The sequence below is a fragment of the Pseudomonas sp. AAC genome (genome assembly GCF_000725445.1).
GTDB lineage: Bacteria > Pseudomonadota > Gammaproteobacteria > Pseudomonadales > Pseudomonadaceae > Pseudomonas > Pseudomonas citronellolis.
Window position 1 is genome coordinate 95,507 of record NZ_KL647101.1, and the last position, 11,512, is coordinate 107,018.

Here is an 11,512-nt window from a genome sequence, read left to right on the forward strand (position 1 = left end):
GCGATCAATGAGCCCGGGGCCGTTTCATGGGCAGATGTGCGCCGCTACCTACAAATGGGTATCGTCGAAATGCATGCACAACACTTTGATTTAAAAGGTTTTTTCAATGAATACAGGCACTCGTTCGGAGCCTGATGCGGCCGAGCGGTTCTTTGGAGGTATGGCCCCCGCCAGCCGCCAGACCCTGCGCCGCTCCATCGTCCTGCGCTTCGGCTGCTACCTCACCCTGCTGGTGTCCCTGGCCCTGGCCGGCATGTTCAGCGCCCTGCTGTTCGCCGACTACTCGCACCAGGACGCGGCGGTGATCAACCAGGCCGGCTCGCTGCGCATGCTCAGCTACCGCCTGGCCCTGGAGCCCTCGGCGGAAGGCCGCCAGGCGCTGCGCCGGACCCTCGGCGAACGCCTGGAAAGCAGCGAGATCGCGCGCCTGCTGCAACGCGCCGACGCCGACGACCCGCTGCGCCACCAGCACCAGCTGCTGCGCCTGGAACTGGCCAGCCTGGACGTCGCCCAGACCCCGGCCCTGGCCACCCTCGACACCCTGGTCGGGCACATCGACGCCTTCGTCGGCACCCTGCAGCGCAACGCCGAGCAGCGCTCGCAGATGCTCAGCACGGTGCAGGGCCTGTGCCTGTTCCTCAGCCTGCTGGTGGTGTTCGTCAGCCTCTACGACCTCAGCTACCACGTGGTCGGCCCGCTGCGCGAGCTGACGCAGACCGCCCGCCGCCTCGGCCGCGGCCAGCTGGAGGCACGCGTCAGCTACAGCGGCGAGGACGAGCTGAGCCAGTTGGGCGAGCGCTTCAACCAGATGGCCGAGGAGCTGCAGGGCATCTACGGCGAGCTGGAAGCGCGGGTGGCGGACAAGACCCGTGCCCTCTCCCACAGCCACCAGCGCCTGGAACTGCTCTACGCCAGCGCCCGCCGCCTCGGCCAGGACCCCTACGACGAGCGCAGCCTGCGCCCGCTGCTGGGCCAGCTGGAGCAGGTACTGCAAGCCGGCAAGGTGACCCTCTGCCTGAACAAGGACGGCGTCGAGCGCGCCTACAACTCGCTGACCCCCAGCGGCGCCATCGCCGACTTCTGCCTGCAGGGCGACTGCGGCACCTGCCGCACCCGGGCCGACAGCTGTGGCGAGGGCGGTGGCCTGCAACCATTGCTGATGTTCCCCCTGGCCAGCGGCGAACACCGTTTCGGCGAGCTGTTCGTGGAAGCCAGCGGGCGCCTGGAAGACTGGCAGGCGCAATGCATCGCGGCCTTCTGCGACAACATCGCCCGCACCTTCGCCCTGACCCTGCAGCAGGAGCAGGAAAGCCGCCTGGCGCTGTTCGCCGAGCGCAGCACCATCGCCCGCGAGCTGCACGACTCGCTGGCGCAGTCGCTGTCGTACCTGAAGATCCAGGTCAGCCGCCTGGGCACCCTGCTCAAGCGCGAGGCGCCGGCGCAGAAGATCGACGAGACACTGGACGAGCTGCGCGAGGGCCTCAACAGCGCCTACCGCCAACTGCGCGAACTGCTCACCACCTTCCGTCTGAGCCTGGAGCGCTCCAGCCTGGCGGTGGCGCTGGAGGACACGGTGCGCGAGTTCGCCGAGCGCGGCGAGCTGACCATCGAGCTGGACAACCGCCTGGCGCACATCCCGCTCAACCCCAACGACGAAATCCACCTGCTGCAGATCGTCCGCGAGGCGCTGTCCAACGTGGTCCGCCATGCCCACGCCGACTGCGCGCGGGTGGTGCTGGCCGAGGACGAGGACGGCCAGGTGCTGGTCAGCATCGAGGACGATGGCGTGGGCCTTGACCCAACGCAGAACCGCAACGGCCACTATGGGCTTAGTATCATGCGCGAACGCAGCCAGACCCTCGGCGCCGACTTCCACATCGCCCCGCGCGAGCCGCGCGGCACCCGCGTCAGCCTGAGCTTCCAGCCACACCCCCTGTCCCAACGTCAGCGCGAGGAGTCCGCCCCATGACCGCCAGCCCCACCGACGATCGAGCCCGCATCCTGCTGGTGGACGACCACCCGATGATGCGCCGCGGGGTGATCCAGCTGCTGGAGTTCGAGGACGACCTCAGCGTGGTCGGCGAGGCCGGCAGCGGCGAGGAAGCCCTGCGCCTGGCCACCGAGCTGGACCCGGACATGATCCTGCTGGACCTCAACATGAAGGGCATGAACGGCCTGGAAACCCTGCGCGCGCTGCGCGAGAACGGGGTGGACGCGCGCATCGTGGTGTTCACCGTGTCCGACGACCGCGGCGACGTGATCAGCGTGCTGCGCGCCGGCGCCGACGGCTACCTGCTCAAGGACATGGAGCCCGAGCGCCTGCTGGAGCACATCCGCCAGGCCGCCACAGGCCAGCTCAGCGTCAGCCCGCAACTGACCCAGGTGCTGGCCCAGGCCCTGCGCGGCGACGAACACCCCAAGCGCCTGGAAGACCTGACCGACCGCGAACGGCAGATCCTCCGCCAACTCGCCCAGGGCTTCAGCAACAAGATGATCGCCCGCAAGCTGGACATCACCGAAGGCACGGTGAAAGTCCACGTCAAGCGCGTGCTGCACAAACTGGGCATGCGCTCGCGGGTGGAAGCGGCGGTATGGGCGGTGGAGAACCGGTTGGGTTGAAAACCAGGACCGGACCGGCGCGATTCGCGGATAAGATCCGCTCCTACGCAACCCCGTCTACGCCATTCCCCTGTAGGAGCGCGCCCTGCGCGCGATTCGCGGGCAGGGCCCGCTCCTACAATTGGCGGATAACCGCGAACGGTTATTCGCCCTACGCTCCCGGGAAGCACGGTCGTAGGAGCAACTGTCTTGCGCCGAGGTGCTCTTCGTAGGATGGGTTGAGCTTGCGATACCCATGCTGCCGTGGTGATGGGTATCGCTTCGCTCAACGCCATCCTACGAAAAGCCGTGCGTCCTGGCACCGTAGGACCTTGTCCGCGATGGCCGGAACCAACGGCGCGATTCGCGGATGAGATCCGCTACGCAACCCCGGCTACGCCATTCCCCTGTAGGAGCGCGCCCTGCGCGCGATTCGCGGGCAGGGCCCGCTCCTACAATTGGCGTATAACCGCGAACGGTTATACGCCCTACGCTCCCGGGAAGCAAGGTCGTAGGAGCAACTGGCTTGCGCCGAGGTGCTCTTCGTAGGATGGGTTGAGCTTGCGATACCCATGCTGCCGTGGTGATGGGGATCGCTTCGCTCAACGCCATCCTACGAAAAGCCGTGCTTCCTGGCACCGTAGGACCTTGTCCGCGATGGCCGGAACCAACAGCGCGATTCGCGGATGAGATCCGCTACGCTGCCCCACCCACACCATTCCCATGTAGGAGCGCGCCCTGCGCGCGATTCGCGGGCAGGGCCCGCTCCTACAGGTTACCGGGAGGTACGGTATTCCTCCTCCGTAGGAGCGGACCTTGTCCGCGATAACCGGACATACCGGCGCGATCCAGGGCCCCATGTAAAACCCTCATACCTCCACAGGAGTAGCCGTCAGCACGAATTGACGCAGGTCATGTCGCCGCGCCTGGCCGCCGCCGGACACTGCGCACTCACTGCGCGGAGGTCGCCATGCACCCGAAGTCCCAGTTGCCCCTCGTGTATTCCTGTTCCGGCTGTTCCAACCTGGCCCAGCTGGCCAACGACCTGGCCCTGCGCCTGGACCGCGACGGCCTGGCGGAGATGTCCTGCATCGCCGGCGTCGGCGGCGACGTGCCGCCGCTGGTGAAGAAGGCCTGCTCCGGCCGGCCGATCCTCGCCCTGGACGGCTGCCACCTGCACTGCGTGCGCGGCTGCCTGGCGCGCCATGGGGTGATCCCGGCGCACGCGCTCACCCTCACCGACTACGGGCTGCGCAAGCGCTACGGCGAAAGCAGTTCGCTCGACGATTTCGAGATGCTCTACGAGGAACTGCAGTTCCTCCTGCTCAGCAGCGCCTGAGCATCGCCTCAGGCCTGCTGCGCCTGCACGCTGCGGGCGGCGCGCTGCAGGCCGCTCCACAGCCAGGGCGGCAGGCTGTCGGGGTCGAGGCTGTCGATCAGGTTCTTCAGCGCCAGGCCCAGTTCGGTGTCGCCCTCGATCACCAGGCGGCGGCGGAAGAACAGGGTGTCGGGGTCCTCCTGGCGCCCGGCCAGCAGCAGGAAGTCGCGCCAGCCGCCGCGGATGGTCACGCTGGGCACCGGGCCCTCGGCCAGTTGCAGGCCGTTGCGGCCGCGGGTGAGGTTCCAGCCCAGGCCCAGGTCGCTCACCTCCAGGCGCAGCCAGTGGCCCTCCAGCAAGTCGAAGTCCCCAGCCGCCAGGGGCGCGGCGAACAGGCGGTTGGCGGCGCGTTGCAGCACCGCCCGCTGCAGCGGCGCGGGCACCCGCGCGGCCAGCGGCAGCAAGCGTTCGGCGGCGCGCAGGGCGCCGGTTTCGAGATTCAGCACAGGTTCACCTCATCGCTGCGCAACATGCCGGGGCGGCCATGCCAGTAACCGTTGCAGCCTTCCACCGCCAGCGGCGGCGCGGCGCCGCGGCGCACCCGGTCGAAGGCCTGGACCACTTCCACCATGCCCTGCGCCCGCGGGCTCAGGCGCAGCAGGTCGGCGCCGCAGTCGCGCAGCGAGGCGTAGTCGGCCAGCAGGTTGCCCGGCTCGCCGGACATCGTCTGGATGCCGTTGAGGGTGAACAGCGGCGCGCCTTCCTGGCTGAGCATCGACATCCCCTCCGGGTAGTTCTGGCAGCAGAACTGGCAGTCGTCCTTGGGCCGGTTCTCCGCGCGGGCGGTGAAGCAGCGCGCGGAGTACGCCAGGGGCAGGTGGCCGTAGGCGAACACCTCGGTTTCCAGGTCCTCCAGGCCCAGCTCCCGGGCCTGCTCCAGCACCGCCAGCACCTGCTCGCCGGAGCATTCCACCGGCGGCACCCAGCGGCGCAGGCCGCAGCCGTGCAGCTCGGCCAGGGCATGGCCGTTGTACAGGTTCAGCGCCGGGCCGCCGACGAATTCCACGCCCAGGCCGTGCAGTATCTGCACCGCGCCCATGTCGTTGGCCTCCACCCGCAGCTCGCCGTTGCCGCACAGCCGGCGCAGCGCCGACAGTTCGGAGGCCGCCTCGATCAGCGCCAGCCCCGAGAGGAGGATTTCCGCCCCGCTCTGCTGCGCCAGCTCACGGCCCAGACCCAGCCAGTCGTCCAGCGACAGGGCGCGGCGCTTGGAGCACACGGTCTCGCCGAGGTAGATGGCGTCCAGCGGCTGTTCGGCCATCTGCGCGTAGAAGTCCAGGAGTGTCCGGCGGTCCCAGTAGAACAGCACCGGCCCCAGGCTGAGTTTCATCAGGCTTTACCTCACTGCCAGGAACGATGGTAGGCGCCCAGGGTGGTCTGGTGGCCTTCGGAAAGTTTCTCCAGCGCGGCCTGCCACTGCGCCTGCGGCTGGTAGCGCTCCGGCGCGCGGCGCCAGCTGTCCAGCGCCTGGCGCCAGACGCGGGTGACCTGCTCGACGTAGGCCGGGCTGCGCTGGCGGCCCTCGATCTTCACCGCCGCCACGCCGATCTGCGCCAGCTGTGGGATGAGGTCGATGGTATTGAGGCTGGTGGGCTCCTCCAGGGCGTGGAAGCGCTGGCCGTCGACCACGAAGCGGCCCTTGCAGAGGGTCGGGTAGCCGGCCGGCTCGCCCGGCGCGTAGCGGTCGATCAGCACTTCGTTCAGGCGCGAGGTCAGCCCCTCGGGCTCCTCGCTCCAGCGCACCGCCTTGGCCGGCGAGCAGACGCCGCAGAGGTTCGGCGACTCGCCGGTGACGTAGGAGGACAGGTGGCAGCGCCCCTCGGCCATGATGCACAGGCTGCCGAAGGCGAAGACTTCCACCGGCACCGGGCTGTTCGCCGCCACCTGGCGCACCTGGGCCAGCGACAGCACCCGCGGCAGCACCGCGCGGCGGATGCCGTAGCGCTCGTGGTAGAAGGCCAGCGCCGCGACGTTGGTCGCCGAGCCCTGCACCGACAGGTGCAGCGCCAGGTCCGGGTGGCGCCGCGCGGCGTAGCCGAGCACCGCGCAGTCGGCGGCGATCAGCGCGTCCACGCCCAGTTCGGCGGCGTGGTCCACCGCCCGCTGCCAACGCGGCCAACCGGCGGCGCCGGGGTAGGTGTTGACCGCCAGGTAGAGCTGCCGGCCGGCCGCGCGGATCAGTCCCAGGCCCTCCTGCAGTTGGCGGTCGTCGAGGTTCAGCCCGGCGAAGTGGCGGGCGTTGGTGTCGTCGCGGAAACCCACGTAGATGGCGTCGGCGCCTTCGCGCAGCGCCGACTTGAGGGCGGGCAGGCTGCCCGCCGGACATACCAGTTGCATGCTTCCCCCTTGCATGGAACGGCCGCCGCGCCTCGGCGAGGCCGGCGGCCAGGGCTGACGTCAGCCGTACAGTTCGCTGAACGGCAGGTAGGCCACGGGCTCGCCGGCGGCGAGGGTGCGCCCCGCCTCCACCACCGCCAGGCCGTCGGCCCAGCTGGCGGCCAGCAGCATGGCCGAGCCCTGCTGCGGGTGGATTTCCACCCGGCTGGCGCCGCCGGCGTCGGTGGCCAGGCGCGCCCGCAGGTACTGGCGGCGCTTGTTCGGCTGCGGCCAGGCGAAGGCCGCCGGCAGGTTCAGCGGCGCCAGCGCGGTCTCGGCCAGCCCCTGGGCGCGGCGCAGGAAGGGCCGCGCCGCCACCAGGGCGGTGACCAGCGCCGCCGCCGGGTTGCCCGGCAGGCCCAGCCAGGGCTTGCCGGCCACGCTGCCGAAGGCCAGCGGCTTGCCCGGCTGCATCGCCAGGCGCCACAGGTGCAGTTCGCCGAGGGCGCCGACCGCCTGCTTGAGATGGTCGCGCTCGCCCACCGAGACGCCGCCGCTGCTGATCAGCACGTCGCATTCGGCGGCGGCCAGCTCCAGGGCGTCGCGGCTGGCGGCCAGGGTGTCGACCAGCACTTCGTATTCCTGTACGTCCAGGCCCCATTGGCGCAGCAGGGCGCCGAGGCTGAAGCGGTTGGCGTTGTAGATCTGCCCCGGCGCCAGCGACTGGCCGGGCTCGCGCAGCTCGTCGCCGCTGCTCAGCAGGCATACGCGCAGGCGCCGGTACACCGGCACCCGGGCCTGGCCCACGGCGGCCAGCAGGCCCAGTTCCTGGGGCCGCAGGCGGAGTCCGGCGCGCAACAGCGGCGCGCCCTGGCGCAGTTCTTCGCCACGGCGGCGCACATGGCTGCCCAGCGTAACCGCCGGCAACCACACGCGGTCGCCTTCGGCCCGGCAATCCTCCTGGGCCACCACGCTGTCGGCCCCCGGCGGCAAGGGCGCACCGGTGAAGATGCGCACGGCGCAACCCGCCGGCAACGCCTGGTCGCCCGCCTCGCCGGCGGCGATGCAGCCGGCCAGCGCCAGGCTCCCGCCGCCCGCCGGCACGTCGGCCGCGCGCAGGGCGTAGCCGTCCATCGCGCTGTTGTCCCAGTGCGGCAGGTCGCAGGGGGCTTCCAGGTCGCTGGCCAGCACCCGGCCGAGGGCATCGGCCAGGGCCACGGATTCCACCGCCGGCGGCGCCGGGGCGCGCGCCAGCAGCTCGGCCAGGGCCTCGTCCACCGGCTTCAGGCCGTGGCCGTCACAGCCGCAGCCGCTCATGACCGGCTGCCGCAGGCACAGGCGCCGCCGCCGCAGCCGCCCTCGGGCCTGGGCGGGGTCTTCAGGTGCGGCACGAAGCTGCACGGCCGGGTGCGGCTGTCCAGCTGCGCGGCGAGGATTTCCCGCCAGGCGGTGCGGCAGGCGCCGGGCGAGCCGGGCAGGCAGCAGACCAGGGTGCCGTTGGTGACGCCGGCCAGGGCCCGCGACTGGATGCTGGAGGTGCCGATCTCGCCCAGGGAGACCTGGCGGAAGAGTTCGCCGAAGCCCTCGACGCGCCGCTCCAGCAGCGGCTCGACGGCCTGCGGGGTGTTGTCGCGGGCGGTGAAGCCGGTGCCGCCGGTGATCAGCCCGACCTGGATGCGTGGGTCGGCGATCCAGGCGCAGACCACCGCGCGGATCTGGTGGATGTCGTCCACCACCAGGCGCCGCTCGGCCAGCACGTGGCCGGCCTCGCGCAGGGCGTCGGCCAGGCTCTGGCCGGAATCGTCGGTTTGCAGGGTGCGGGTGTCGCTGACGGTCAGCACGGCGATCTGCAGGCTCTGGAAGTCCTGCGTGGCCAGGTGGCTCATGGCTGCCTCCGGGGAAGGATGAGACTGCGGCCAGCCTGCGCCTCGGCGGCTGGCCTGCCCATTCCTCGGAAGAGGTAGCGCGACTATTTGTCCCAGCGCTGCGCCGCGGCCTGGTCGCTGCAGCGGCCTTCCACCCAGCGCGGGCCTTCGGCGGTGTCTTCCTTCTTCCAGAAGGGCGCGCGGGTCTTGAGGTAGTCCATGACGAAGTTGCAGGCGTCGAACGCCGCCTGGCGGTGGGCGCTGGCGGTGCCGACGAAGACGATGGGTTCGCCCGGCTCCAGGCGGCCGATGCGGTGGAGGATCTCCAGGCGCAGCAGCGGCCAGCGCTCCCGGGCCTGCCCGGCGATCTTCTCCAGGGCCCTCTCGGTCATGCCCGGGTAGTGTTCGAGGAACATGCCGCCGACCTCGCGGCCGTCGTTGAAGTCACGCACGTAGCCGACGAAGCCGACCACCGCGCCGACGCCGACGTTGGCGGCATGCAGCGCGTTGACCTCGGCGCCGGGATCGAAGGGGCTTTCCTGGACGCGCACGGCCATGGCCTCAGCCTCCGGTGACGGTGGGGAAGAAGGCCACCTCGTCGCCATCGGCGAGGGGCTCGTCGAGGGCGCACAACTCCTGGTTGCGCGCGCACATCAGATTCTGCTCGGCCAGCACCTGCCAGGCGCCGCCGCGTTGCAGCAGGTGCTCGCGCAGGCCGTCGACGCTGGCGAAGGCCTCGCTCCAGCCCAGCTGCTCGCCGTCCAGGCCGAGGGCCTCGCGGTAACGGGCGAAGTATTGCACGCGGATCATCGGCCCTCCTCCGCACGGTAGTGGCCGCTCTTGCCGCCGAGTTTCTCCAGCAGGCGCACGCCCTCGATGGTCATGCCCTTGTCCACGGCCTTGCACATGTCGTAGATGGTCAGCGCGGCGACGCTGGCGGCGGTCAGCGCTTCCATTTCCACGCCGGTCTGCCCGGCCAGCTTGCAGCGCGCCTCGATGCGCACGGCGTCCTCGCCGTCGGCCTGCAGCTCGACCTTGACGCTGGTAAGCAGCAGCGGGTGGCACAGCGGGATGAGTTCATGGGTGCGCTTGGCCGCCTGGATGCCGGCGATGCGCGCCACGGCGAAGACGTCGCCCTTGGGGTGGCCGCCGTCCTGGATCAGGCGCAGGGTCTCCGGGCGCATGCGCACCCGCGCTTCGGCCACGGCTTCACGGGAGGTCACCGCCTTGTCGGTGACGTCGACCATGTTGGCGCGGCCCTGGGAATCGAGATGGGTGAGCAAGGAAGGTCTCCGGATGGAACGAGCGATGGCAACCAGTGTACGCCCTGGACGGGCCGTGGGGGGCCTGGCGAGAGGTGAAAAAGGAGGGGGGATTGTATACAAAAAGAGGTAGGGCGGGTCCAGGTCGGACGCTGGAATGGTGGCGGAGTCCGTCACCCTCACCCCAACCCTCTCCCAGAGGGAGAGGGGGCTGTCCGGAGCGCACGGAAAGCCCGTGGCTCCCTGCATCTGTACTGCCGGCTGACTGCGTGGCCCCCCGTTCTGCCCAACGGTCCCCTCTCCCGCTTGCGGGGGAGGGTTAGGGAGGGGGTGCGGAGTCCAGGCCAAAACGCTGGAGTGGCGGCGAAGTCCGTAACCCTCTCCCCAGCCCTCTCCCTGAAGGGAGAGGGGGCCGTCCGTGCCGGCTGGGAGAGCGGCTTTAGCCGGAAATTACGGTGGGGCTGACTGCATGGCCCCCCGTTCTGCCCAACGGTCCCCTCTCCCGCTTGCGGGGGAGGGTTAGGGAGGGGGTGCGGAGTCCAGGCCAAACGCTGGAGCAGCGGCGAAGTCCGTAACCCTCTCCCCAGCCCTCTCCCTGAAGGGAGAGGGGGCTTTCCGTGCATCGGGGACGACTCGCGTACTCCGGCCAGCCCGGCAGGAGCCCGGCCGGTTCCGCGTTTACAGATGCGCCTCGGCGAACTCCGCCAGCACCGAGCGCGGTACCCCTTGCAGGGTCACGTGCACGCCGTGGGGGAAGTCCTTGAAGCGTTCGGTCAGGTAGGTCAGGCCGGAGCTGGTGGCCGACAGGTAGGGGGTGTCGATCTGCGCCAGGTTGCCCAGGCAGATCACCTTCGAGCCATTGCCCGCGCGGGTGATGATGGTCTTCATCTGGTGCGGGGTGAGGTTCTGGCACTCGTCGATGAGGATCAGGCTCTGCTGGAAGCTGCGGCCGCGGATGTAGTTCAGCGACTTGAACTGCAGCGGCACCTTGCTGAGGATGTAGTCGACGCTGCCGTGGGTGCATTCGTCGTCCGAATGCAGGGCTTCCAGGTTGTCGGTGATGGCCCCCAGCCAGGGCTCCATCTTCTCGGCCTCGGTGCCGGGCAGGAAGCCGATATCCTCGTCCAGGCCCTGCACGCTGCGGGTGGCGATGATGCGCCGGTAGCGCTTGGTGACCATGGTCTGCTCGATGGCCGCGGCCAGGGCCAGGATGGTCTTGCCCGAGCCGGCGGCGCCGGACAGGTTGACCAGGTGGATGTCCGGGTCGAGCAGCGCGTACAGCGCCAGCGACTGGTACAGGTCGCGCGGGCGCAGGCCCCAGGCTTCCTGGTGCAGCAGCGGCTCCTGGTGCAGGTCGAGGATCAGCAACTCGTCCTGCTGGATGCCCTTGATCCAGCCGACGAAGCCCTGCTCGTCGACGATGAACTCGTTGATGTGCACCGCCGGCAGGTTGTCGGTGAGCTGCACGCGGTGCCAGGTGCGGCCGTGGTCCTGGCGCGTCTCCACCTTGCTGACGCGGTCCCAGAACGAGCCGTTCAGCGAGTGGTAGCCGCGCGGCAGCAGGGCCACGTCGTCGATCAGCTGGTCGGTGTGGTAGTCCTCCGCCGCCACCCCGCAGGCGCGCGCCTTCAGGCGCATGTTGATGTCCTTGGTGACCAGCACCACCCGGCGGCTGCTGTTGCGGCTCTGCAGCTCCACCAGCTGGTTGATGATCTTGTTGTCGTTGAGGTGCTCCGGCAGCCAGGTGATCGGCTCGGCGCGCTTGCTCATGAGGATCGACAGGCTGCCGCAGGGGCCGCTCTTGCCACGCTGGATGGGAACGCCGTCCTCCACCTGCTCCGGGCTCGCCTCACCCAGCACCTGGTCGATCAGGCGGATGGCCTGGCGGCATTCGGCGGCGACGGAGTGCTTGCCGGTCTTGAGCTTGTCGAGTTCTTCCAGCACCGTCATCGGGATGGCGACGTGGTGTTCCTGGAAGTTGAGCAGGGCGTTGGGATCGTGGATCAGAACGTTGGTGTCGAGGACGTAGAAGATCGGCTGGGTGGTGCTGGAACGTCCGTGGTCATCCATACGCGTGTCACCTCATTCTGGGG

General features: G+C 69.8%; 12 protein-coding genes. 3 read left to right on the forward strand and 9 right to left on the reverse strand.

Translation table 11 applies throughout. From position 1 onward, the window contains the following. Positions 1-106: 106 nt before the first annotated feature. The 3 genes from FG99_RS25935 to FG99_RS25950 all read left to right on the forward strand — a co-directional run bounded on the left by FG99_RS25935 (position 107) and on the right by FG99_RS25950 (position 3,937). Positions 107-1,969, forward strand: coding sequence for a histidine kinase (locus tag FG99_RS25935; protein ID WP_043273092.1), 1,863 nt, complete (start codon positions 107-109; stop codon positions 1,967-1,969). Further along, positions 1,966-2,619, forward strand: a complete 654-nt coding sequence (narL, locus tag FG99_RS25940; RefSeq protein ID WP_043273094.1) for a two-component system response regulator NarL — start codon at positions 1,966-1,968, stop codon at positions 2,617-2,619. Before FG99_RS25935 ends, narL begins: the two co-directional genes overlap by 4 nt. Positions 2,620-3,568: 949 nt before the next feature. Beyond that, a complete protein-coding gene (locus FG99_RS25950; RefSeq protein WP_009616100.1) occupies positions 3,569-3,937 on the forward strand; it encodes a putative zinc-binding protein in 369 nt (122 codons plus the stop codon). An 8-nt stretch (positions 3,938-3,945) separates the two neighbouring features. Here the strand turns inward: FG99_RS25950 and FG99_RS25955 are convergent, their stop codons facing one another. From FG99_RS25955 to FG99_RS25995, 9 genes are all read right to left on the reverse strand, one after another. Further along, the gene (locus FG99_RS25955) at positions 3,946-4,422 is read right to left on the reverse strand and encodes a ubiquinone anaerobic biosynthesis accessory factor UbiT (protein WP_043273098.1); all 477 of its coding nucleotides are present in this window, start codon (positions 4,420-4,422) and stop codon (positions 3,946-3,948) included. Then, positions 4,416-5,306 carry a U32 family peptidase gene (locus tag FG99_RS25960; RefSeq protein ID WP_043273099.1) on the reverse strand — a complete coding sequence of 297 codons (891 nt, stop codon included), beginning with the start codon at positions 5,304-5,306 and terminating at the stop codon, positions 4,416-4,418. The genes FG99_RS25955 and FG99_RS25960 overlap by 7 nt, the downstream gene beginning before the upstream one ends. An 11-nt stretch (positions 5,307-5,317) precedes the next feature. After that, positions 5,318-6,313, reverse strand: a complete 996-nt coding sequence (locus tag FG99_RS25965) for a ubiquinone anaerobic biosynthesis protein UbiU (RefSeq protein ID WP_043273102.1) — start codon at positions 6,311-6,313, stop codon at positions 5,318-5,320. A 60-nt stretch (positions 6,314-6,373) separates the two neighbouring features. Continuing rightward, positions 6,374-7,609 carry a molybdopterin molybdotransferase MoeA gene (gene glp / locus FG99_RS25970; protein ID WP_043273104.1) on the reverse strand — a complete coding sequence of 412 codons (1,236 nt, stop codon included), beginning with the start codon at positions 7,607-7,609 and terminating at the stop codon, positions 6,374-6,376. Then, positions 7,606-8,178, reverse strand: coding sequence for a molybdenum cofactor biosynthesis protein B (gene moaB / locus FG99_RS25975; protein WP_043273106.1), 573 nt, complete (start codon positions 8,176-8,178; stop codon positions 7,606-7,608). Before moaB ends, glp begins: the two co-directional genes overlap by 4 nt. 83 nt (positions 8,179-8,261) lie before the next feature. After that, the gene (moaE, locus tag FG99_RS25980) at positions 8,262-8,714 is read right to left on the reverse strand and encodes a molybdopterin synthase catalytic subunit MoaE (RefSeq protein ID WP_043273107.1); all 453 of its coding nucleotides are present in this window, start codon (positions 8,712-8,714) and stop codon (positions 8,262-8,264) included. Between the two features lie 4 nt (positions 8,715-8,718). Beyond that, positions 8,719-8,967: a MoaD/ThiS family protein gene (locus tag FG99_RS25985; RefSeq protein ID WP_009616093.1), complete on the reverse strand. Its 249-nt coding sequence runs from the start codon at positions 8,965-8,967 to the stop codon at positions 8,719-8,721. Further along, positions 8,964-9,440, reverse strand: a complete 477-nt coding sequence (gene moaC, locus FG99_RS25990) for a cyclic pyranopterin monophosphate synthase MoaC (RefSeq protein WP_009616092.1) — start codon at positions 9,438-9,440, stop codon at positions 8,964-8,966. The genes FG99_RS25985 and moaC overlap by 4 nt, the downstream gene beginning before the upstream one ends. Positions 9,441-10,097: 657 nt before the next feature. Next, complete coding sequence (locus FG99_RS25995; RefSeq protein WP_009616091.1) at positions 10,098-11,489, reverse strand: PhoH family protein; 1,392 nt, start codon at positions 11,487-11,489, stop codon at positions 10,098-10,100. Between the last annotated feature and the right edge of the window lie 23 nt (positions 11,490-11,512).